18 protein-coding genes, 1 tRNA gene and 1 pseudogene are annotated in these 21,389 nt (G+C 73.4%); 6 read left to right on the forward strand and 14 right to left on the reverse strand.

Features of this window, described 5'->3' with window-relative positions; translation table 11 throughout:
* Positions 1-34 precede the first annotated feature (34 nt).
* Positions 35-1,480: an amino acid permease gene (locus ACIPK4_RS35380; protein WP_402320856.1), complete on the forward strand. Its 1,446-nt coding sequence runs from the start codon at positions 35-37 to the stop codon at positions 1,478-1,480.
* Between the two features lie 55 nt (positions 1,481-1,535).
* A complete protein-coding gene (locus ACIPK4_RS35385; RefSeq protein WP_402320737.1) occupies positions 1,536-1,976 on the forward strand; it encodes an SRPBCC family protein in 441 nt (146 codons plus the stop codon).
* 170 nt (positions 1,977-2,146) lie between these two features.
* On the opposite strand, the gene ACIPK4_RS35390 is transcribed toward ACIPK4_RS35385, so the two are convergent.
* Both ACIPK4_RS35390 and ACIPK4_RS35395 read right to left on the reverse strand, forming a co-directional pair.
* Complete coding sequence (locus ACIPK4_RS35390) at positions 2,147-3,736, reverse strand: RNA polymerase sigma factor (RefSeq protein ID WP_054221530.1); 1,590 nt, start codon at positions 3,734-3,736, stop codon at positions 2,147-2,149.
* 226 nt (positions 3,737-3,962) lie between these two features.
* A pseudogene (locus tag ACIPK4_RS35395) lies at positions 3,963-4,176 on the reverse strand (SAM-dependent methyltransferase); the annotation flags it as partial.
* 417 nt (positions 4,177-4,593) lie between these two features.
* On the opposite strand from ACIPK4_RS35395, the gene ACIPK4_RS35400 reads away from it, so the two are divergent.
* The gene (locus ACIPK4_RS35400) at positions 4,594-5,439 is read left to right on the forward strand and encodes a bifunctional 5,10-methylenetetrahydrofolate dehydrogenase/5,10-methenyltetrahydrofolate cyclohydrolase (protein WP_054221539.1); all 846 of its coding nucleotides are present in this window, start codon (positions 4,594-4,596) and stop codon (positions 5,437-5,439) included.
* Positions 5,440-5,595: 156 nt separating this feature from the next.
* Positions 5,596-6,885, forward strand: coding sequence for an NADH:flavin oxidoreductase/NADH oxidase family protein (locus tag ACIPK4_RS35405; RefSeq protein WP_402320740.1), 1,290 nt, complete (start codon positions 5,596-5,598; stop codon positions 6,883-6,885).
* A 22-nt stretch (positions 6,886-6,907) separates the two neighbouring features.
* On the opposite strand, the gene ACIPK4_RS35410 is transcribed toward ACIPK4_RS35405, so the two are convergent.
* The 4 genes from ACIPK4_RS35410 to ACIPK4_RS35425 form a co-directional block, all read right to left on the reverse strand.
* Positions 6,908-8,143 (reverse strand): MAB_1171c family putative transporter, encoded by a 1,236-nt coding sequence (locus tag ACIPK4_RS35410; protein WP_402320742.1) that lies wholly within the window; start codon positions 8,141-8,143, stop codon positions 6,908-6,910.
* Positions 8,140-9,618: an NAD(P)/FAD-dependent oxidoreductase gene (locus tag ACIPK4_RS35415; RefSeq protein ID WP_402320744.1), complete on the reverse strand. Its 1,479-nt coding sequence runs from the start codon at positions 9,616-9,618 to the stop codon at positions 8,140-8,142. The genes ACIPK4_RS35410 and ACIPK4_RS35415 overlap by 4 nt, the downstream gene beginning before the upstream one ends.
* A gap of 109 nt (positions 9,619-9,727) precedes the next feature.
* Positions 9,728-10,291: a toxin-antitoxin system, toxin component gene (locus ACIPK4_RS35420; RefSeq protein WP_402320747.1), complete on the reverse strand. Its 564-nt coding sequence runs from the start codon at positions 10,289-10,291 to the stop codon at positions 9,728-9,730.
* Positions 10,288-11,334, reverse strand: coding sequence for a hypothetical protein (locus tag ACIPK4_RS35425; protein ID WP_402320750.1), 1,047 nt, complete (start codon positions 11,332-11,334; stop codon positions 10,288-10,290). The genes ACIPK4_RS35420 and ACIPK4_RS35425 overlap by 4 nt, the downstream gene beginning before the upstream one ends.
* A 326-nt stretch (positions 11,335-11,660) precedes the next feature.
* On the opposite strand from ACIPK4_RS35425, the gene ACIPK4_RS35430 reads away from it, so the two are divergent.
* Complete coding sequence (locus ACIPK4_RS35430) at positions 11,661-12,083, forward strand: hypothetical protein (RefSeq protein ID WP_402320753.1); 423 nt, start codon at positions 11,661-11,663, stop codon at positions 12,081-12,083.
* Here the strand turns inward: ACIPK4_RS35430 and ACIPK4_RS35435 are convergent.
* Together ACIPK4_RS35435 and ACIPK4_RS35440 are read right to left on the reverse strand one after the other, a co-directional pair.
* Positions 12,069-12,866, reverse strand: a complete 798-nt coding sequence (locus ACIPK4_RS35435; protein ID WP_402320756.1) for a helix-turn-helix domain-containing protein — start codon at positions 12,864-12,866, stop codon at positions 12,069-12,071. The two genes, ACIPK4_RS35430 and ACIPK4_RS35435, sit on opposite strands and share 15 nt — an antisense overlap.
* Before the next feature lie 36 nt (positions 12,867-12,902).
* Positions 12,903-14,753: an FAD-dependent oxidoreductase gene (locus ACIPK4_RS35440; RefSeq protein ID WP_402320759.1), complete on the reverse strand. Its 1,851-nt coding sequence runs from the start codon at positions 14,751-14,753 to the stop codon at positions 12,903-12,905.
* Positions 14,754-14,968: 215 nt separating this feature from the next.
* Here ACIPK4_RS35440 and ACIPK4_RS35445 point away from each other — a divergent pair, with 215 nt between their 5' ends.
* On the forward strand, positions 14,969-15,274 hold the full coding sequence (locus tag ACIPK4_RS35445; protein ID WP_402320762.1) for a 4a-hydroxytetrahydrobiopterin dehydratase: 306 nt from the start codon (positions 14,969-14,971) through the stop codon (positions 15,272-15,274).
* Positions 15,275-15,311: 37 nt separating this feature from the next.
* Here the strand turns inward: ACIPK4_RS35445 and ACIPK4_RS35450 are convergent, their stop codons facing one another.
* The 6 genes from ACIPK4_RS35450 to ACIPK4_RS35475 form a co-directional block, all read right to left on the reverse strand.
* Entirely contained in the window at positions 15,312-15,755 is a 444-nt protein-coding gene (locus ACIPK4_RS35450; RefSeq protein WP_402320765.1) for an RICIN domain-containing protein, read from the reverse strand.
* A gap of 7 nt (positions 15,756-15,762) precedes the next feature.
* Positions 15,763-16,611: an aldo/keto reductase gene (locus ACIPK4_RS35455; protein WP_402320768.1), complete on the reverse strand. Its 849-nt coding sequence runs from the start codon at positions 16,609-16,611 to the stop codon at positions 15,763-15,765.
* A gap of 231 nt (positions 16,612-16,842) precedes the next feature.
* Positions 16,843-18,666, reverse strand: a complete 1,824-nt coding sequence (locus tag ACIPK4_RS35460) for an AMP-dependent synthetase/ligase (protein WP_402320859.1) — start codon at positions 18,664-18,666, stop codon at positions 16,843-16,845.
* Between the two features lie 198 nt (positions 18,667-18,864).
* Complete coding sequence (locus ACIPK4_RS35465) at positions 18,865-20,544, reverse strand: serine/threonine-protein kinase (RefSeq protein ID WP_402320771.1); 1,680 nt, start codon at positions 20,542-20,544, stop codon at positions 18,865-18,867.
* An 80-nt stretch (positions 20,545-20,624) separates the two neighbouring features.
* Positions 20,625-20,709 (reverse strand) — tRNA-Leu (locus tag ACIPK4_RS35470).
* 143 nt (positions 20,710-20,852) lie between these two features.
* Positions 20,853-21,314 (reverse strand): hypothetical protein, encoded by a 462-nt coding sequence (locus ACIPK4_RS35475; protein ID WP_402320774.1) that lies wholly within the window; start codon positions 21,312-21,314, stop codon positions 20,853-20,855.
* Positions 21,315-21,389 lie beyond the last annotated feature (75 nt).

Genomic DNA, 21,389 nt, shown 5'->3' on the forward strand with positions numbered 1-21,389 from the left:
AAACACCCGAGGCGCACCACCCGTGAGCTCCACCCTGCACACCCCCGCCCCGACCCCCGCCCCGACCCCGGAACCGGCCACGACCCCGGAACCGGCCACGACCCCGGAACCGGCCACGACCCCGGCGCCGGCCGAGGCAGCGGCCGGGCCCCACGCCCGGCGCTTCGGCCTGCCGATCGCCACCTGCCTGGTCATGGGCAACATCATCGGCGGTGGCATCTTCCTGCTGCCCGCCTCGGTGGCGCCGTTCGGCACGATCAGCCTGGTCGCCTTCGGCGTGCTCACCGCCGGCGCGATCGCCCTCGCCCTCGTCTTCGGCCGGCTCGCGCAGCGGCTCCCGCAGACCGGCGGGCCGTACGTCTACGCCCGCGCCGCGTTCGGTGACTTCGCCGGCTTCCTCGCGGCCTGGAGCTACTGGATCACCGCCTGGGTCTCGAACGCGGCCCTCGCGGTGGCGGCCGTCGGCTACCTCACCGTCCTCTTCCCCGCCATCGGCGGGCACAAGGCGACGATGTGCCTGGCCGCCCTCGCCGTGCAGTGGCTCCCGGCGCTCGCCAACCTGGCCGGCACCCGGTACGTCGGCGCCGTCCAACTGGTGGCCACCGTACTGAAGTTCGCCCCGCTGCTGCTGGTGGCCGTGGGCGGGCTGTTCTTCTTCGACCCGGCGAACCTCGGTCCCTTCCGGGCCACCGGCCAGAGCCCCGTCGGCGCGGTCTCCGCCGCCGCGGCCATCCTGCTCTTCAGCTACCTCGGCGTGGAGTCGGCCGCGGTCAGCGCGGGCGAGGTCCGCGACCCGGCCCGTAACGTCGGCCGGGCCACGGTCCTGGGCACCGTCGGCGCGGCGGCCGTCTACCTCCTGGGCACCCTCTCCGTCTTCGGCCTGGTCCCCCACGAGAAGCTGATCTCCTCCGAGGCCCCCTTCACCGACGCCGTCGACGCCATGTTCTCCGCGGCCGGAGGGGCCGGCGTCACCTGGGGCGGCACCCTCGTCGCCTGCGCGGCCGTGATCTCGATGCTCGGCGCCCTCAACGGCTGGACCCTGCTCAGCGCGCAGACCCCGTACGCCGCCGCCCGCGACGGGCTCTTCCCGAAGTTCTTCGGGAAGAGGAAGCGGGGCGTGCCGGTGGCCGGCGTACTCGTCACCGTCGTCCTGGCCTCCTGCCTCACGGTCTACAACTACACGTGGGGCTCGGCGGGCGTCTTCGAGATCCTCGTCCTGGTCACCACCTTCACGGCGACCGTCCCGTACCTGCTCTCCACCGCCGCACAGATCCACTTCCTGCTCTCCGGGCAGCCCGAGCGCGTCCACCGCGGCCGCCTGGTCCGCGACGGCGTCCTCGCCTGCCTGGCGTTCGGCTTCTCGATGTGGCTGGTCGCCGGCTCCGGGTACGCGGCCGTCTACCAGGGCGTGCTGTTCCTCTTCGCGGGTGTCCTCTGCTACGCCGTGATGTCCGCGCGAAAGCACCGGGTCACCGCCTGACCCCCGCGCGGTAGCGTGGAGACAGAGGACACGCAGGGGGCAGTAAGGGGTCGCCATGTCCGCGATCAGAGAGAGCATCGACATCTCCCGCAGTCCCGAAGACGTCTTCGCGTACATGACGGACCCCAGGCACCTGCCGGAGTGGCAGAACAGCGCCGTCTCCGCCCGCCCGCTCGACGGCGCCCCCCTCCACGTCGGCTCGAAGATCGCCGTCACCCGGCGGGTGGGCAGGCGCAGGTTCCCGATGACCATGGAGGTCAAGGAGCTCGACCCGCCGCACAGCTGGCGTCTGCGCGGCGTCGACGGACCCGTACGCGGGGACGTGCGCGCCACCGTCGAACCCCTCGGCGGCGGCACCCGCTCGCGCGTGACCCTGGACCTCGACTTCGAGGGGCACGGCATCGGCAGGGTCATCGCCCCGCTCGTGGTCAAGCCGTACGCCCGCAGGGAGATGCCGCGCAACGAGGAGAAGCTGAAGCACCTCCTGGAGCACTGAACGAAGGCCGCCTCGCCCCCCCCGGCGGAACACCGGATGCCCCGGGGTACGCGGAAGCCCGCGCCGTACCGGCGGCACGCGTCGTGTTCCGTGACGCGGCGCCGTACGACGCGGGCTGGCCGCCCCGGGGTGTTCACGCCCGGGGGCGGCGTTCCGGCCGACCCGACGGTTTAGTCGAGGTAGTCGCGCAGCACCTGCGAGCGGGACGGGTGGCGCAGCTTCGACATCGTCTTGGACTCGATCTGGCGGATGCGCTCACGGGTGACCCCGTACACGCGGCCGATCTCGTCCAGGGTCTTCGGCTGGCCGTCGTTCAGGCCGTAGCGCATCGAGACGACGCCCGCCTCACGCTCGGAGAGCGTGCCCAGGATCGACTGGAGCTGCTCCTGGAGGAAGGTGAAGGAGACCGCGTCGGCCGGGACGACCGCCTCGGAGTCCTCGATCAGGTCACCGAACTCGCTGTCGCCCTCCTCACCCAGGGGGGTGTGCAGGGAGATCGGCTCGCGGCCGTACTTCTGGACCTCGATGACCTTCTCGGGGGTCATGTCGAGTTCCTTGCCCAGCTCCTCCGGAGTGGGCTCGCGGCCGAGGTCCTGGAGCATCTGGCGCTGCACGCGGGCGAGCTTGTTGATGATCTCGACCATGTGGACGGGGATGCGGATGGTGCGCGACTGGTCGGCCATGGCACGCGTGATCGCCTGCCGGATCCACCAGGTCGCGTACGTGGAGAACTTGAAGCCCTTGGTGTAGTCGAACTTCTCCACCGCGCGGATCAGACCGACGTTGCCCTCCTGGATCAGGTCCAGGAAGAGCATGCCGCGGCCGGTGTAGCGCTTGGCCAGCGAGACCACGAGGCGGAGGTTGGCCTCCAGCAGGTGGTTCTTGGCGCGGCGGCCGTCCTCGACGAGGATCTCCAGCTCGCGCTTGAACGCGGGCTTGTGGTCCTCCTCCTCTTCGAGCTTGTACTCGGAGAAGAGACCCGCCTCGATGCGCTTGGCGAGCTCGACCTCCTGCTCGGCGTTGAGGAGCGGCACCTTGCCGATCAGCTTCAGGTAGTCCTTGACGGGGTCGGCGGTGGCGCCGGCCACCATGACCGTCTGTGCCGGGGCGTCGTCCTCGTCGTCGTCGGACAGGACGAAGCCCTGGGTGCCGCCGGCCTTGGGGGCCTCCTCCTCGACGTCGTCGACGAGGTCCTCGGCGGCCCAGTCCTCGCCCTCGGCGGCCGGGTTCTCACCCTCGTCGGCGTCCTTGGCGCTGGTCTTCTTGGCCGCGGCGGTCTTCTTCACCGCGGTCTTCTTCGCGGCGGTCTTCTTGACCGTCCGCTTCTTCGGCTCGGCGACGGCACCGGCCGCCACCTCGTCCTCGGTGGCCGCGGCCGGCGACGTGGATATCGGCGCCGCGGTGGCGGGGACCGCGCTGGTGGCCGAGGCCTTGCGGGCACCGATGGGGCGCGGCGCGGCGGCCGCCTTCTTCGTCACGGTGCGGGTGGGCGCGGCGGCCGCCTTGCGGGGCTTCTTCGCGGCAGCCTTCGTGGCGGGGGCGGCGCTGACGTGCAGCGCCACACCCTCCTCGTCCAGGACCTGGTTCAGGCTGCGCAGGACCCGCTTCCACTGGTCCACCGGGATGCGGCCGGCCTCGAAGGCCTGGCGCACGTCGTCACCGTTGATGTGACCCTGCTCGCGGCCGCGCTCGACGAGCGCGACGAGGGCCTCCGATTCGGCGATCTCCGGAGGGAACGTACGGGACGGGCTGAGCGACACAAGGAGCCTCTCGTTGCGAACAGATAAGGGGTGAGCGGGACATCATCGCGCGGACTCGGGAAACAGACCCGAGGGGGGTCTGTATTCCGGGGCCGCGCGAGGACACCTGTCGGTTCATCGCATGCCCGAGTCGATTCGTTACGCGCTGAATTGAGTGACCTGCGCCACGCTGTGGGCGGGCAACCGATCGGCCGTGGATCCGTCCGCGCCTCCGCCGCCGTTCCCGTCAGCCCGTTTTGCGCGCTTCGATGAGGAAACAGGCGGTGTGCGCCACGAACGGACCCTCGCGTTCGATCTGTTCGTGGAGCTCGCGCAGCCGGTCCCGGTACTGCCCGACCGTGAAGCCGGGCACCATCCGGATCACCTTCCGCAGAAAAGTAGATCACGGCTCCGATGTCATGGAACTCCGTTCGCAGCCTTTCGGAGCGGAGATCGACGACGCCGTCGAGCCAGGAGAAGTCCCAGCCGTCGACGGAGACGGACTCGGCCTCGGCGACGTGGGGGTCCCCCCGGACGGAGTCCGGGGGGAGGTCGAAAGTGCGCGTCATGTCTCGATCGTCCCAGGTGGAACGCCGGTGATCCACCGATTTGGCCGGATCTCCGCTCACGGGGTCCGCCGCGGGCCCCGGATCCGTCGGCGAGGTCCCTCACGGGGGTCCATTACAGTGGGGGCGGGCCGTGACTGGCGTTCGGGTGGATCACCACCGGGGAGCGGCCCGGCGCACCTCCCGTGCGCCCGGCGTACCCCGGGTACGCCGGCTGCCGCGCGCCTGGGCGAACCGCGATCCCGCAGCGACGCCCAGGAGACCCCCGTGACGACCGCCCAGACCGTTCAGCCGGCCCAGACCGCCCGTCTCATGGACGGCACCGCCCTCGCCCGCCGCATCTCGGAGCAGACCGCCGTCCTCGCGGCGAAGATCACCGAGCGCACCGGTACCGCTCCCTGCCTCGCGACCGTCCTCGTCGGCGAGGACCCGGCCTCCGTCACGTACGTGCGGATGAAGCAGAACCGCTGCGCCAAGGCCGGGATCACCTCCCGCCACGTGGAGCTCCCCGCCGAGACCACCACCGAGGAGCTCGTCGCCGCCCTCACCGCGCTCTCGGAGGACCCGGAGATCAGCGGCATCCTGCTCCAGCACCCGGTCCCGCACCACATCGACGAGCGCGCCGCCTTCGAGGCCATCGCCCCGGCCAAGGACGTCGACGGCGTCACCATGCACTCCTTCGCCGCCATGGGCTTCGGACTGCCGGGCTTCGTCTCCTGCACCCCCGGCGGGATCATGCGGCTCCTGGCCGAGTACGACGTGGACCTGACCGGCAAGCACGCCGTCGTCGTCGGCCGCAGCGCGATCCTCGGCAAGCCGGCCGGCATGCTGCTGCTGGAGCAGAACGCCACCGTCACCTACTGCCACTCCCGCACCGTGGACCTGCCCTCGATCGTCCGCCAGGCCGACGTGCTGGTCGCCGCCGTGGGCAAGGCCGAGTTCATCCGTGGCGAGGACATCAAGCCGGGCGCCGTGGTCCTGGACGCCGGCTACAACGAGGGCAACGTCGGCGACGTCCACTTCGAGTCGGCCGCCGCACGCGCCTCCCTGATCACCCCCGTCCCCGGCGGTGTCGGCCCGATGACCATCGCCGTCCTGCTGGAGCAGACCGTGCAGGCGGCCGCCGCCCAGGCCGGGCTCGCGCTCGCGGAGCTCTGACCCGCCCCGCACCACCGCCATACGCGAACGCCCCGGGCCGGACGGCCCGGGGCGTTCGCGTACCGGGGTTCGGCATACCGGGGTGTCCGGTTCCTTTCGGTGCAGCGGCCTGCCGGAGGCCGGGGAAGGGGCGGTATCTTTGCGCCGGGGCGCGGGATGACACGTGCAACACGTTTCCTGGGGGAACTGTCGATGGACCTGTTCACGCCACTGCAGTTGCCGGGCGGGACGACCCTGCCGAACCGGCTGGCGAAGGCCGCCATGGAGGAGAGCCTCGCCGGGCCGGGCCAGCTGCCGGACGAGCGCATCGAGCGGCTCTACCGCCGCTGGGCACGCGGCGGCGCCGGCCTGTTGATCACCGGCAACGTGATGGTCGACCGGCGGGCGCTGACCGCGCCGGGCACGATCGTCCTCGACGCGAGCTCCCCGCTCGGCCCCTTCCGCCGCTGGGCCGAGGCCGCGTCCTGCGGCGGCGGCCGGGTCTGGATGCAGATCAACCACCCGGGCCGCCAGGTGGGCTCCGAGATGCCCGGCACGGCCTGGGCGCCCTCCGACATAGGGGTGAGCCTGGGCAAGCACACCAAGCGCTTCGCCCGCCCCACCGCGATGACCGAGGCCGACATCGAGGCGACCGTCGCCCGGTTCGCCGTCACCGCCCGGCGGGCCGAGGAGGCCGGCTTCGACGGGGTGCAGATCCACGCCGCCCACGGCTACCTCCTCAGCCAGTTCCTCTCCCCGCTGGTCAACCGGCGCACCGACCGCTGGGGCGGCAGCCTGGAGAACCGGGTCCGGCTGCTCACCGAGGTCGTCCGGGCGGTCCGCGCGCAGGTCGGCTCCGGCTTCGCGGTCGGGGTCAAGCTGAACACCGCCGACTTCCAGCGCGGCGGCTTCGACACGGAGGACGCGGCGCGGGTCCTGGCCGTCCTGGGCGGGCTCGGCGTGGACCTGGTCGAACTGTCCGGCGGCAGTGTCGAGAGCCCGGCGACCCTGGGCCGCACCGCCGACCTGCGGAGCCTGGAGCGGGAGGCGTACTTCCTCGCCTTCGCCGAGCAGTTCCTGGACTCGGCCACGATGCCGCTGATGCTGACCGGAGGGATAGGCCGCCACGAGACCGCGCGCAGGGTCCTGGCCCGCGGGGTGTCCGTCGTGGGGCTCGCCTCGGCCCTGGCGTTCCGTCCCGACCTGCCGGCCCGGTGGCGCGCCGGGGAGGACGTGCGGGTGCGGGTGGAGCGGCTGCGGTGGAAGGACCAGGACCTGGCCGGCGCCGGACAGCTGGCCTTCGTCCGGTTCCAGCTGCACCGGCTGGCCCGCGGCCTCGAGCCGCGCCCGGAGGCCTCGCCGCGGGCCGCGTTCGCCCTCGACCAGCTCCAGCACTGGCGCCGGGTACGGGCGTACGGGGCCTGGCTCGCCCGCAATCCCGAGCCGGGGGAGGCCCTCGTCGGCTGACACGGGGCGCCGCCCGCGCGGCTCAGGGAAGGGCCGGGTCCCGGCGTACCGCCGCCACGATGGGGGAGGTGCGGAACTCCCGGGCCAGGGCGGCCAGTGGACGGGAGTCCAGCCGGTACGGCTCGGGCAGCCCCTGGTCGGCCCCGGCCGGGTGCCGCCCGGCGCCGCCGGCTCCCGCCCGGTCCGCGGCCTCGGCGGCCTCCGCGGCCTGGGCCGCCTCGGCGGCCTCCCGGCGCCGGCAGGCCGCGGCGAGCATGGCCGCGTCGGCCACGACCGAAGCCTGCGGTTCGGGCAGGCCCTGGCGCAGCGCGGCCTCGTGGGCGGCGCCCCGCACGGCCGGGTCGAACCAGCGGCCCAGGGCCAGGATCCCGTCGTCGATCACCGATTCGCGGTGGATGAGCCGGATCCCGATCGGCGACCACCAGGTCAGGGGGACCGTCGTCACGCTCGACGCGGCGAAGCCGCGCAGCGCCTTCCACAGCGGGTGCAGCCCCCGGTACCGGCTGAAGTCCCGCCAGGCCGCCGAGCCGCCGACCAGCGGCACGATGAACCCCGAGCCCACCATCAGGGCCGCCGCGGAGGCGAAGGGCGGGGCCACGTACGTGGAGAGCCCGTCCCAGTCGCGGCCCGTCCAGCGGGCTCCCACCGCCGCCCACTTGGAGACCAGGTAACCCAGGTCCAGCACGCCGCCGAGCACGATCAGGGCCAGTCCGGTGCGCAGCGGGCGCAGCGAGGGGCGCACGCGCAGCAGCCACTTCCAGCACAGCAGGGTGAGCGTCGAGCTGCCCACGGTGTGGGCGAGCAGGTAGCAGACGATCATCTCGCGCAGCCAGGGCGTGTTGGCGTAGTACGTGTCCAGGTCGCGCAACCGCTCCACCGGCGCGTCGCCGCGTACGAACAGGACGACGATGAGCAGCGTGACGGCGCTGAACGCGGCCACCGTCAGCCGGGTCGCGCGCCGCACCACCGCGGGCGGCCCGCCGCCCCACTGCAGGACCAGGACGATGCACGACCCCGAGAACGCGGTGAGCACGCCGTACACCAGCGGGGCCGAGAAGTTGACGATTCCCGTGAGCCGGTTGACGGCGGCGATCGTGGGCGGCGCCGCCAGGAACATGACGAGGCAGCCGACGACCAGCAGGGTGCACACGGCCCGCATGAGCGGCTGGTCCCAGCCCCGGCGCAGGGTCGGCGCCTTGATCAGCAGCGCCAGGATCATCACCGACCCCGGGACGTAGAGGATGAGACCGTCGGTCATCGCGCCTGACCGACCGGATCGACAGGGCCGACGGGACCGACGGGGCCGACGGGGCCGGTCGGGTCCACCGGCCCCGATCCCTGGTCCAGCCCCGCGACGGCCCGCTCGGCCGCGGTCAGCGGCGGCGCCTTCAGCGCACCGCGGTCCGAGGCGCGCAGCACCTGCCAGACCACCGAGGGGCGCAGCCAGTACGCGGGTGTGCTGCTCATGGTGATGACCTGGAGGAACGCGGCGGTCAGCGCCTCCCGCGTGGTGGCCCCGGTCATCAGCCGGTTGACGTAGGCGTTGAGCAGCCCCACCCCGGCGCGCGGCTTCATGCCGGTGGCCCCGGGATAGAGGATGTCCTGCGAGGTGGCGAGCTCCCAGGCGGTGGCCACCTGCGGGACGAGCGCGCACTGTGCCTCGCGGCCGAAGCCGGGATGGCCGAGCCCCTTGGCGCGCAGCAGGGCGCGTACCGCCAGCAGGCCCTGCGCGGCGACGGTCATGCCCTGACCGTACAGCGGGTTGAAGGTGGCGACGGAGTCGCCGACGGCGAAGAACCCGTCGGGCAGGTCGGCCTTCTCGAAGTAGACCCTGCGGTTGGCGGTGCCCTGGGTGACGGCGACGTCGGTCAGGGGCGTGCGGCCCTCGAGGAGCTCGCCGACGATCGGGTCGCGGATGCCCTTGGCGAACGGGATGAACTGATCGGGGTCGCCGGTGGGCTGGCCGCCGCGCGTCCCTGACAGGGTGGCCTGCCACTGGCCGTTCTCGATGGGGACGATCGTCGCGGTCTGGCCGGGCACGTACATCCGCGGATCGGACTGCACGTTGACGATCGGGAAGCCCATCTCGTGTGCGCCGGCGGGGGCTTCGAAGATCCGGGTCGCGTACACGAGACCGGAGTCGACCTGGGCCCGTCTGATCCCCCCGACGCCCAGTTCCTGGAGCCAGGCACGGGCCCGGGAGCCGCGCCCGCTGGCGTCGACCACCAGGTCGGCGGTCAGCAGCCGGCCCTCCTCGCCGGGCGTGTCGACGCGGACGCCGGTGACCCGGGCCGCGGTACCCTCCAGGGCCCTCACGCGGCTCCGCTGGAGCGTGGTGACGCCGCGCAGTCCGGTCACCCGGGCGCGGACCACCGCATCGAGCAGGTCGCGGCTGCACGAGATGTTGAACTGCTTCTCCCCGCAGCGCGGGATCCAGCCCTGGGCGGTCTTGGTGACCAGGTCGGTGGGCAGGCTGCGCCGGATCGCGCCCGCCGCCGTCCAGTCGTCGGTGATGCCCGGGAGTATCTCCTCGATGGCGCGCGCCCCGCCGGACCACATGACGTGGACGTGCCGGGCCTGCGGGAGGCCGCGGCGCGCAGCCGGGCTGTCGGGCAGCGTGTCGGCGTCGATGATCGTGACCGTCGCATGCTCGGCGAGTACGGCCGCGGCGAGCAGGCCGGCCATGCTGCCGCCGATGACGATGGCGTGGCGGGGCGGGGAGGACTGGGTCATCGTGGTGCTCTCTGTCAGGGCCGTGCGGGGGCAGCGGCGCGCGTGAGGTGCGTCGGGAGGGGGAGTGCGCCGGTCGCCGGGCATCATGGGTGCGCCGCGGGGGCGTGCCTCAACGGCCCCAGCCGAGCGAGGACTTGATGCGCTCGATCGCCTCCGGGGACCGCTCCTCGCGGGGACCCGGCAGGAACGCCTTCAGGAGCTGGCCGAGGTACAGGCCGAAGGTCTCCGCCCGGATCTCCGCCGGATCCTCACGGTCGGCGCGGGCGGCCGCCTGCCGGACCACGCTGCCCAGGCCGGTCTCCGAGCGCAGCAGCTCCGCGAGGTCGCCCCGGTCTCCCGTGAGCCGGGCCGCCACGGCCATGCCGGGGCCGTGGCTGTCGCAGGTGCCTTCCTCCATGTGCCATAACTCGTGGCAGGCGATGACCAGCTGGTGCTCGGGCCGGGTGCGCTCCTCGACGACGAGCAGGTCGCGCTCCGCCATCTCCAGCCATAACCCGCTGGCCGTGTCGGGCGGGAACGCGGCGAAGCGGAACTCCACCGGCCGCCCGCCGCGGCGCCGGCCGTACGCGGCGCACAGGCTCCCGATGATCCCTGCTGCATCGGCCGGCTGTGCCAGGCGTGCGTCCGCCAGCAGATCCCCGCCGAGTCTCCGCATGGTCCGTGTGGTCCTCATGGCGCTCCCCCCTCGGCAGCGTTCCGGTCGTCCGCCACCGCCACCCGGTGCGGGCGTCCGGGCCCCGCGCCCGGCCGCCCCAGCACCCCCTCGCGGGCCAGCAGGTCGTCGAGGTGGTCGGCCAGCGACTTCCAGCCCGCCGGCGAGAGCCGCCCGGCCCGTGTGACGATGCTCCGTACATCGTGCGCCCGCAGGACGGCGAGCATCGGGTTCTCCGCGTTCCGGCCGGCGGTTTCCAGCTCGCGCTCGATCCCGGCGAGGGCCCCGGCGAGCGCCTCGGTGTCGTCGGCCAGCAGGAAGCCGCCGTCGACCCCGTAGAAGCGCTGGATCCCGGCGGCCGCGGCGAGGTTCGGCAGTCCCTCGCCGCGCGCGAGGCGGGTCAGCGACTGCCCCGACGCGTCGAAGGACTGGGCGATGGCGGCGAGGGAGTGGGGCTGGCCGTCCGCCCGCAGCCGGGTTCGGCGCAAGTGCTCGAACCGCTGGTGGACCTGCTCCTTCAGCGGGAGCCGGGGCGGTGCGCCGGCCAGCGTCAGCCGGATGTCGCGCGGGGGCATGCCCGTCAGGTACGAGAGGCGCTCCAGGTCCGGCGCACCGCCGTGGCCGGCGTCGGGGGCGGTGGCGGCGAGGGCGCGTTCCACCGCGCACTGGCTGTCGGCGAGGAGGAAGCCCGCGTAGACCCCGAAGAACCGCTGCACCCCGGCGGCATGTCCCAGCCGGGGCAGTCCGGTGCCCGCGTTGAGAGGTCCCAGGGAGGCGCCGGGCGCCCGGAAGTCCTCGGCGATGGCGGCGAGGGACCACTCCCGGCCGTGCTTGTCGCGGCGGGTGGCCCGCAGCCGCAGGAAACGCCGGTGCACCCGCAGGCACAGGGGGGCTTCGGGAGCGGTCTCGGCCACGACGCCGGGGATGAGCGCGGGGTCGACCCCGCACACGCGGCTCAGCCGCTCCGGGCACAGCACCTCGGCCGGGTCCCGGCCGCTCCGCTCGGCCAACGCCTCGACGCGGGCCCAGGTGGAGGCCAGATCGGGTCGGGCGGCGGCTGGCACCGTGAGGTTCTCCGTATGTCGACAGGACGTTCGAGAGCTTCGGCTGGGTTGAAGCGTAGCCCCCGGCCCGCCGCCGAGACAGGCGATTCCCAACCTTTCTTGCGATGTGAGTCAAGGAAGGTTGGCACGCCCGCCCCGGGGCAACGGGCATGACCTCGGGGGTAATCGACCCCGGCACGGCCCGGCGGCACAGTGGAGCCATCGGGTCCCGAGGCCGCGCACTCGGCCTCGGAACCCGTCCCACCGGCACGTTCGACCGCGACCGCCACGTTCGGCCGCGCCCTCTCGGCGATCCGTACCCCGACCACCACGGAGGTTGATCCGTCATGTCCGCGACCCTGCTCGGCAGCATCGCCCGCACCACCGTCCCGCAGACCGCGCTGCGCCGCTTCCTGGCCCTCGACGCCGTGGTCACCGCCGGGAACGGCCTCGCGTACGCCGCCTTCTCCGTCCCCCTCGGCCGGCTGCTCGGCGTCGGCCACGCCACCCTGCTCGAACTCGGCCTGTTCCTGACCCTCTACGGGTCGGGTGTGGGGTGGCTCGCCGCCCGCCGCAGGCCGCCGGTCCCCGCGGTCCGGTGCGTCATCGCGGCCAACTGCGCCTGGGCCGTTCTCAGTCTGGTCTCCCTGTTCCTGTGGAACGCACCCACCGCCGCCGCCCTGGTCTGGATCCCGGCCCAGGCGCTCACCGTCGCCGCGTTCGCCCTGTGCCAGCAGCTGGCGCTGCGCTCGGCCTCAGGGACCCAGTGAGCGCAGGTACTTCACCGTCGCCGGGTCGGCCGGGAGCAGGGTCTCGATGGCCAGCTCGGCGACGGTCACGTCCATCGGCGTGTTGAAGGTCGCGATCGAGGACACGAAGGAGAGCAGGTGGCCGTCGTGCTCGATCACCAGCGGCAGCGCGATGGACGGGACGGCCTCCTCGGGTCCGGCCCCGGCGTCCCCGGGCCGCGCGGCTACCGGATAGCCGGCCACCTCCTCGTACAGCGCGCGCAGCGGCGCGGAGCGCGACAGGGCGATCTGCCGCTCCATCTGGGCCAGGAGATGCCCGCGCCACTCGGTGAGGTTGCGGATCCTCGGGGCCAGTCCCTCCGGGTGCAGGGTGATCCGCATGGCGTTCAGCGGCGGGGTCAGCAGGTGCGCGGGCAGGCCGTCGAGCAGCATCGCGATGCCGCGGTTGGCGGCGACGACGTCGTACGCGGCGTCCACGACCAGCGCCGGATACGGCTCGTAGCCGGTCAGCAGCCGCTCCAGGCCCTGGCGCAGCGTCCCCATCGAGGGGTCGTCCAACGGGGTCTGCGCGTAGTGCGGGGCGTAACCGGCCGCCAGCAGCAGCGCGTTGCGGTCGCGCACCGGTACGTCGAGGCGGTCCGCGAGCCGCAGGACCATGTCCTTGCTCGGCCGCGACCGGCCGTTCTCGATGAAGCTGATGTGCCGGGAAGAGGAGTCGGCGCGGCCCGCCAGTTCCAGCTGGCTGATGCCGCGCCGCTCCCGCCAGGTGCGCAGCAGGGCTCCGACGGACGGGGAGGAGGTCATGCCCCCGACGTTAGCCGAGGTCGCGCATGCGGCTGCTCAGCCCAGGTCGAATACGTTGCGCAGGCCGAGCCGGTGGCGCCACAGGTCGTGCCGTTTGAAGGACTCCAGCTCCGGGGCCCGGTACATCGGCAGCACCGCGCACCGCTGCGCCGTCGAACCGTCCCGGTCCAGCAGCGCGTTGACCGCCGCCCGGGCCGAGGCGTTGGCACCCTCCATCGTCGCCAGGTCGATGTCGACGGCGACGTAGTCCCCGCTGAGGAAGAAGTTGGGGACGCGGGTGTCCGCGCTCGGCCGGTTGTGGAAGGTGCCGGTGGGGTGGATGAGCAGCTGGTCCTGGTTGGTGGGGTTGGGGGTGCCGAGGCCGTCGACCCCCGGGTCCAGGAACCACGAGTGCAGGGTGCGGTCCGTCAGCAGCGTCTCCCCGGTGTCGTTCAGGGAGGCCTTCAGCTGCGCCCACACCTCGCGGGCGACCTCCTCGCGCGTGCACTGCTTGGCCGTCTTGCCGTACAGGATCCCCGGCTTGTCCCAGTCGGAGACGTCCACCGACAGGCAGTCCACGGCCACGCCGTCGCCGTAGTGGGCCGGGAAGTCGCGGGCCGGCCAGTGCTCGGCCTGCTGGATCGCCGTCAGCGACCACGGTGAGTCGATGCAGTTGAGGTGTCCGTGGACGAGGGGGGCGCGTTCGGTGAGGTAGAACTGGATGCCGGTCATCCAGTCGGTCTGCAGGAGGTCGCAGCGGCCCAGCATCGGGTCGGCGGCCCGCAGCCCCGCGCTCCAGGTGCGCCGGGCGTGCTCGACGGGCAGGGCGCTGACGTAGTGGTCGGCGGTGACGGTCTGCCGGGCCCCGGCCGGGTCCAGCACCGCGACCCCGCTCACCCGGCCGTCCCCGTACCGCACCTCCTGCACCGTCCAGCCGAGCTTGAACTCCACTCCGAGCGACCGCAGGTGGGCCTCCCAGGGGTCGATCCAGGCCTCGTTGGTCGGCAGGTTGAGGATCCGGTCCGGCGGCCCGTCCGCGCCGCGACCGAGCGCGTTGAGGACGAAGGCCTCACCGAGGGTGCCGACGGTGCGGGTGGAGGCCTCCTCGGCCTTGGTCGCGACGATGTTGCGGGTGATGCCGACGGCGAGGATGCGCTGGTACTCGTTCGACATCTGCGCGGCCCGTACGAACTCCCACCACGGGGTGTGCTCCCAGACCTCGTTGCGGCGCTCGTCGCAACTGGTGAGGAAGACCAGGACGCGGTCGGCGAAGTACGCGCTCTCGTGCACCGGCAGCCGGACGAGCGACTGCAGGAAGCCGGTCAGGGCGCGGCGGATCTCGTCGGGGGTCAGCACGGCGGCGGAGTGGCCGGGCCAGGGGATGGGGGCGCGCAGGTCCTCGCGGCCGGCGGCCCGGGCGAACATCATCTCGGGCGGTGCCACGAGGTTGTCCCACACGCCGTGGGCGTTGCCGGGGAAGGGGATGCGCCGCATCGTGTCGGGCAGGTTGTGGTAGATGCCGGGGATGAAGCGGAACCCGTGCTCGGCGGGCAGGGGCCGGCGGCCGCCGCGGGCGGAGCCGGGGACGTCCATGCTGCGGGCCTTGCCGCCCAGCGCGCGGCGCTCGTAGACGGTGACGGCGTAGCCGCGTTCGGCAAGCTCGTGGGCCGCGGTCAGCCCGGCGACCCCGCCGCCGAGGACGGCGACCCGGCGGCCGGCGGCCTCCGGTGCCGCGCGCCCGGCCCGGGCGGGGGCGGCCTGTGCGGGGGCGGCCAGGGCCCCGGCGGCCCCCAGCGCCCCGGCGGTGGCCGCCGCCCCCGCGCCCGCGATGAACGTGCGCCTCGAACTGCCCGCGCCGTTCCTGTTGTCCATGCCGTCCGTGCCGTCCGTGCTGTCCGTGCGCGCCATGAGGGAACCCCTTCGTCCGGGAATGTTCGTCCAGCTGCATGTAACTGGCGGTAACGTCACGTCCGGCGCAGGAGCATAGGGCCGTCACGGCGGAGCCGGAAGGCACGGAAGAACCCGCACGCACTATGGCGCGAAACCCTCCCCCGGGCATGCGCTGTGGGAACCTTGACCCCACGTCAGAACGAGTCCGGACCGAACGGTGAAGGAGCATGCCGATGGCAGACGAGCCGCTTTCGCAGAAGGAGATCGAGGACCGGTTGCGGGAACTCCCCGGCTGGGCCTTCGAGGACGACCGGATCATCCGCACCTACCGGCTGGGCACCCACTTCGCGGCGAGCGCGCTGGTGGCCCACATCGCCTCGGTCCAGGACGAGTTGAACCACCACTCCGACCTGACCCTCGGCTACAACACGGTCCGGGTGTCGGTGAACACGCACAGCGCGGGCGACGCCGTCACGGGCGCCGACTTCGCGCTCGCCGAACGTCTCGAAGCCCTGGCCCCCGCCCACGGCGCGAGCTGACGCGGGCGCACCGCGCGCGGAACTCCCCGGACGGCCCTCAGCCCGTCAGGTCCGGATCGGCGGGGTCCAGGTGCCACCACTGGGCGGGGGAGTCGGTGTCCTCGGACACGCGGGCCCGGCCCTCCCCGTCCGCCTCCAGCGGCAGGCCGCTGATGCAGGCGATCAGGGACACCACGCCGGGATCGTCGAGGTGCTCCTCGACGATCCACTCCTGCGCGCCGAACGCGTTCGCCCGCCACACCTGGACCCGGGTGCCGCTCTCCGTCGACGCGTTGGCGACGTCCAGCAGCTTGTCGTTGTGCACGCTGACGATGTGGACGATCCCGCCGCCGCTGTGGACCGGCGAGATCCGCCACAGCCGGGCCGCCGCCGGTCCGGGCGGGCCGTCCGGTCCCACCCCCACCCGGGTGCCGCCCTCCAGCTGCAGCAGCAGGCCGCTGGCGGCGTTGCGGATCCGGTGGACCCCGGCGGGCGGGCGCACCCGCGGCTCAGACGTCGAAGACGGCCGGGTCCGGCCCGATCCGCCCCGCCGAGGGACCCGTGCCCAGCGCGTCCAGCGCGGCCCGGTCCGCGTCGTCCAGCTCGAAGCCGAAGACGTCCAGGTTCTCCCGGATCCGCGACGGGGTCACCGACTTCGGGATCACGATGTTCCCGAGGTCCAGGTGCCAGCGCAGCACCACCTGGGCCGGGGAACGCCCGTGCTTGGCGGCGGCCCCGGCGACCGCCGGGAGGGTCAGCAGCTCCTTGCCCTGGCCGAGCGGCGACCAGGCCTCGGTGGCGATCCCGAGGCGGGAGTGCACGGCGCGCAGCTCGGGCTGCGGGAACAGCGGGTGCAACTCGATCTGGTTCACGGCCGGGACCAGCGTGCTCTCGGCGCCGAGCCGTTCCAGGTCCGCCGGCCGGAAGTTCGACACTCCGACGCAGTGGGCGCGGCCGCTCTGCGCGATCTCCTCGAAGGTCTTCCAGATGGTGAGGAAGTCGTCGCGCATCGGACGCGGCCAGTGGATCAGGTACAGGTCGACGTGGTCGAGGCCCAGCTTGGCGAGGGAGTCGTCGAACGCGCGCAGCACGTCGTCGCGGTGCCAGGTCCGGGAGCGGCCGTTCCACAGTTTGGTGGTGATGAACAGCTCCTCGCGCGGCACCCCGGACGCGGCGAGGGCCCGGCCGGTGCCCTTCTCGTTCCCGTACGCGGCCGCCGTGTCGATGCTGCGGTACCCCGCCTCCAGCGCGGCCCCGACGGCCCGCTCGGCCTCGGAGTCGGGGATCTGGAAGACGCCGAAGCCGAGCTGGGGCATGAGCGTGCCGTTGTTGAGCCGGATGGCGGGGACCTGGTTCACGTCTGGCTGTTCCCTCGGGTCGGCGGGCTGGGGCGCTGCCACGGCCGGCGCGCCGGGAGTCCCGGCGAGCCTAGTCCCATCGGGGCGCGACGGCACCGGACCGCGGCCGGACGCACCGTCAGGACACACCCGAACAGGCCTGCCGGACCAGCGGATCGGCCCGGACCGCGGCGGGCGCCCCCGATGAAGCGACGGCCCGTCGGTGGTGGTGTGAGCGGGCCTTCGGGTGCCTCAGGACTGGTAGAGGGCCGCCACCTCCATCGCGTACGCCTTCTCGATCGCCCGGCGCTTCAGCTTCAACGAAGGTGTCAGCAGGCCCCGCTCCTCCGTGAACTGCTCCGCCAGCACCCGGAAGGTGCGGATCGCCTCGGCCTGCGAGACCAGTGTGTTCGCGGCCACCACCGCCCGCCGCACCTCCGCCGTCAGGTCCGGGTCGTGCACCAGCTGCGCCGCCGGCAGCTGCGGGCGCCCGCGCATCGACAGCCAGTGCGCGACCCCTTCCATGTCCAGCGTGAGCAGGGCGGCTATGTACGGCCGGTCGTTGCCCACCAGCACGCACTGCGCGACCAGCGGATGCGAACGCACCCGCTCCTCCAGGGCGGTCGGCGCGACGCTCTTGCCGTTGGAGGTCACCAGGATCTCCTTCTTGCGGCCGGTGATCGTCAGGTACCCGTCCTCGTCCAGCCGCCCCAGGTCCCCGGTCGCCAGCCAGCCGTCGCGGAGCACCTCCTCGGTGGCGCGCGGGTCGTTCAGGTACCCGGAGAAGACGTGCTCCCCGTGCAGCCACACCTCCCCGTCGTCCGCGATGTGCACCGTACTGCCCGGGATCGGCCGGCCCACCGTGCCGTACTTCGTCGCCCCCGGCGGGTTCGCGGTCGCCGCCGCGCACGACTCGGTCAGGCCGTAGCCCTCGAACACCGTGATCCCGGCCCCGTCGAAGAACAGCCCGAGGCGGCGCGACATCGCCGACCCGCCCGACATCGCGTGCCGCACCCGGCCGCCCATCGCCTCGCGGACCTTCCCGTACACCAGCTTCTCGAACAGCTGGTGCTCCATGCGCAGCCCCGCCGAAGGCCCCGGCCCGACCCCGAACGCCTTCTGCTCGCGCGCCTCCGCGTACCGCACGGCCGTCTCGACCGCCCGGTCGAAGGGACCCGTACGCCCCTCCGCCTCCGCCTTGCGACGGGCCGCCGCGAAGACCTTCTCGAAGACGTACGGGACCCCCAGCACGAACGTCGGCCGGAACGCGGCGAGGTCCGGCAGCAGCTCGGCCGCCGCCAGCACCGGCTGGTGCCCCAGTTTCACCCGCGCCCGGACCGCCGCCACCTCCACCATCCGCCCGAAGACGTGCGCGAGCGGCAGGAACAACAGGGTGGAGGGCTGCTCCCCGGGCCCCGCCCGGAAGACCGACTCCCACCGGGCCACCATCGTGTCGGCCTCGTACATGAAATTGCCGTGCGTCAGCACACAGCCCTTGGGGCGCCCGGTGGTCCCCGAGGTGTAGATGACCGTGGCGACGGCGTCGGGCGTGACCGCGGCGCGGTGGCGGTGCACCAGGTCCTCCGCGACCCCGCGGCCGTCCGCGACGAGCGCGTCGACCGCCCCGGCGTCCAGCTGCCACAGCCGCCGCAGGTGCGGCAGCCGCTCGATGACCGACCCGACGGTCATGGCCTGGTCCTCGTCCTCGACGACGCAGGCGGTGCAGTCGGAATCCTGCAGGATCCAGTGCACCTGGTCGACGGACGAGGTCGGGTACACGGGCACCGGCTGCGCGCCGATCGCCCACAGGGCGAAGTCGAACAGCGTCCACTCGTACCGGGTGCGGGACATCACGGCGACCCGCTCCCCGAACCGGACCCCCTGGGCGAGCAGCCCCCGCGCCAGCGCGAGCACCTGCGCGGCCAGCTCCCCGGAGGTCACGTCCTGCCAGACCCCGTCCTCCTTGCGCCCGAGCACCACCCGGCCGGGATCCTCCTGGGCGTGCCGGAAGACGGCGTCGGCAAGCCCGCCGACGGGCGCCGCCGTCACGACTGGTGGCACGGTGATCTCGCGCATGCCCCGCTCCTCTCCGCGCAGCGCGGCGACGCTACCCCACACCTCCACACGGTTGATCACCGGGCGAAGACCTCCACAAGACCTCCCCAGGGGCAGGTGGGGAAGGGTGGGCCGCCAGGGAAACTCCCCGCAGCGCGGGTCCGGAAACGCGGAACGCCCCGCCGATCGTGTGCGCGGTTCCGGGGCGGGCGGGCGCGCTCAGTGGTTCGCGGCCCCGGGTCCGCCCGGAACGAAGGAGTCCAGCGCGGTGTCGAAGTGGCTCCGCGCCTCCGCGAGCCGGCCGACGGGTGCCGACACCCACACGTCGTACAGGCGGCCGTCGTCCTCCCAGCAGACGTCGAAGGTGTGCCGGGCGCCCTCGGAGGCGCTGAAACCGTTCCAGGTGAACTCCCACAGGGCGGCGGGCAGTCCGTTGTGGGTGGTCGGGACGACCGTGCCGTCGCGGTATCCGGGATTGGTGGCCGGCCCGTTCGCGTGGGCGAGCCGCATCACGCCGACCGGCCCGGCGGGCGCCACCGCCTGGAGCTTGACGCCGATCCGGAAAGCGCCGTCGGGGGAGACGTAGACGACCCGCTGGTCGTCGGTGGTGCGCTCGAAGCCGGCGGGCACGGCGAGGCTGAAGCCCGCCGCGTCGGACACCGACCGGTACCCGGCGGGCGCGGGTTTCGCGGCCGCGCCCGCCGCCGACACGGTGGCCGTCGGCTTGGGCGTGCCCGGCGTCCCCGGCGTGGACGGGGCGGTGGAGTGCGCAGGGGGAGCGGCGCCGGCGGAGTCCGTCGCCCCGCGCGCACCGTCGCCGAAGCGGGAGGTGAGCAGCACCGCGCCGCCGACCGCGATGACGAGGAGCACCGCGATCAGCCCCACCCGCACGGCTGGCCGGACCCGCCGGTCCTGCCGCGACTGCCGGTCCTGCCGGTCCTGCTCCTCGGGAGGGGCGGGCGGCCGCGTGACGTGCTCGGTCGGCGCGTAGCCGACCGCCGCGGAGGCGCCGGACGCCGGGGCCGGGGCGAGGACACGCTCGACGGCGGGGACCGTTCCGGTGCTCACGTAGGCCGACAGCAGCCGTTCGGCCTCCGCCGCCGCCATCCGCCGCTCCGGGAGCCTCTCCAGCAGGCCGCGGATCACCGGGGCCAGCGGCCCGGCCTGCGCCGGCGGCCTGATCTCGTCGTACACGACGGCGTGCAGCACCCCGCCGATCGAATCGCGGTGGAACGGCGACCTGCCCGTCAGCGCCGTGCACAGCAGGACCCCGAGCGACCACAGATCGGACTCGGGACCCGCGGACGCCCCCTGCATCCGCTCGGGCGAGGTGTACTCGGGCGAGCCGACGAACGCACCGGTCTCACTGATCGTGGTGGACCCGGCGAGCTGTGCGATGCCGAAGTCGGTGAGCACCACCCGACCGGTGCCCGCCTCCATCAGGACGTTGGCGGGCTTGACGTCCCGGTGGAGCACCCCGCGCGCGTGCGCCGCGGTCAGGGCGCCGAGCAGGGCGAGGCCCATCCGCGCGGTCTCGGCGGGGTCCAGCGGCCCGTCGCCGCCGAGCCGGTCGGCCAGAGAACCGCCCTCGACGAGCTCCATGACGATGTGGGGCCGCCCGTCGTGCTCCACCACGTCGTGCACCACGACGACGTGCGGATGCCTGACCTGTGCGACGGTCCGGGCCTCCCGCAGGGCGCCCCTGGTGTCCGTGCCCCCCTCGACGTGCAGCTCCTTGACGGCCACGGGCCGCCCGAGCAGTTCGTCGCAGGCCCGCCAGACGGTCCCCATGCCGCCTCTGCCCAGCCGCTTCTCCAGCCGGTAGCGCCCGGCGATGACCCTGCTGCCGTCCGGCCCGTCGTGCGACACGTTGCTTCCCCTCCGACCCCGTGCGCCCATGATGCCGCACCGCGGGATCCACCCCCGCGCCCCCGGGAGCACAACGCAAAAAACCCCACCGAAGTGGGGTTCTCGCTCTGTGTCCGAGGGGGGACTTGAACCCCCACGCCCGATAAAGGGCACTAGCACCTCAAGCTAGCGCGTCTGCCATTCCGCCACCCGGACCGGTGGTCGGCCCCGGTTTCCCGCGGCGACAAGGACAACAATAGCAAAGGATCGGCGTGCCTCCGACCAGGTATTCGGGCCGGGCCGCTCGCTGACCTGCACGCATGTCCCGCACGGGTCGGCGAGACCCTGCGTCTCGCGGGCTAGCCGGCCGGCTCGGCGCGCTCGGCCCTCAGCCAGTCGTCGTTGTGCTGCCACGCGTAGAGGGTGGTGCCGTCCATGTAGGCGTAGTACAGGCCGCAGCGCGCGGTCGCCTTCCCCCGGGCGTCCGCCGGGAACCAGTCCTCCGCCATGGGGACCTCCTGTGCCTTCGGCCGGGGCTCGGTCGTGCAGGCGGTCGGGAGCCGCTCGTCCGGCAGGGACGCCGTCAGCAGGCGGTCGCCGCCGGTCGTCCGCAGCGCGTACCGCACCGACGTCGCCCCGTCCGCCAGCCAGCGCGGGACCGAGGCCCGGGCCGCTTTGGCCTCGGCGCCCGTCGCGTACGCGTCCGTCTCCTGGTGGCGGCCGTCGTACCAGTCGGCCGCGGCCGGCAGGGCGACGACGGTGGCGAGCCCCACCACCGAGACGACTGCGGCGGCGGTCAGGATGACGGACCTGCGGATCATGCGGCTTTCGCTTCCCTCGGCGGCTGGTGGCGTGCCCCCATCCTCCGACCCGGCCCGGGGGCGGCGCGTCCCTCC

Origin of the sequence: Streptomyces sp. NPDC086989 (assembly GCF_044745505.1) — a bacterium.
Classification (GTDB): domain Bacteria; phylum Actinomycetota; class Actinomycetes; order Streptomycetales; family Streptomycetaceae; genus Streptomyces.

Excerpts from the sequence above, each read along its gene's own strand:
- ACIPK4_RS35410 (WP_402320742.1), bottom strand. The coding sequence starts at position 8,143 with ATGACCGACGGTCTCATCCTCTACGTCCCGGGGTCGGTGATGATCCTG.
- ACIPK4_RS35400 (WP_054221539.1), top strand. The coding sequence starts at position 4,594 with ATGGACGGCACCGCCCTCGCCCGCCGCATCTCGGAGCAGACCGCCGTC.
- ACIPK4_RS35405 (WP_402320740.1), top strand. The coding sequence starts at position 5,596 with ATGACACGTGCAACACGTTTCCTGGGGGAACTGTCGATGGACCTGTTC.
- ACIPK4_RS35430 (WP_402320753.1), top strand. The coding sequence starts at position 11,661 with ATGTCCGCGACCCTGCTCGGCAGCATCGCCCGCACCACCGTCCCGCAG.
- ACIPK4_RS35435 (WP_402320756.1), bottom strand. The coding sequence starts at position 12,866 with ATGACCTCCTCCCCGTCCGTCGGAGCCCTGCTGCGCACCTGGCGGGAG.
- ACIPK4_RS35475 (WP_402320774.1), bottom strand. The coding sequence starts at position 21,314 with ATGATCCGCAGGTCCGTCATCCTGACCGCCGCCGCAGTCGTCTCGGTG.
- ACIPK4_RS35445 (WP_402320762.1), top strand. The coding sequence starts at position 14,969 with ATGGCAGACGAGCCGCTTTCGCAGAAGGAGATCGAGGACCGGTTGCGG.
- ACIPK4_RS35385 (WP_402320737.1), top strand. The coding sequence starts at position 1,536 with ATGTCCGCGATCAGAGAGAGCATCGACATCTCCCGCAGTCCCGAAGAC.
- ACIPK4_RS35440 (WP_402320759.1), bottom strand. The coding sequence starts at position 14,753 with ATGGCGCGCACGGACAGCACGGACGGCACGGACGGCATGGACAACAGG.
- ACIPK4_RS35460 (WP_402320859.1), bottom strand. The coding sequence starts at position 18,666 with ATGCGCGAGATCACCGTGCCACCAGTCGTGACGGCGGCGCCCGTCGGC.
- ACIPK4_RS35415 (WP_402320744.1), bottom strand. The coding sequence starts at position 9,618 with ATGACCCAGTCCTCCCCGCCCCGCCACGCCATCGTCATCGGCGGCAGC.
- ACIPK4_RS35465 (WP_402320771.1), bottom strand. The coding sequence starts at position 20,544 with ATGGGCGCACGGGGTCGGAGGGGAAGCAACGTGTCGCACGACGGGCCG.
- ACIPK4_RS35420 (WP_402320747.1), bottom strand. The coding sequence starts at position 10,291 with ATGAGGACCACACGGACCATGCGGAGACTCGGCGGGGATCTGCTGGCG.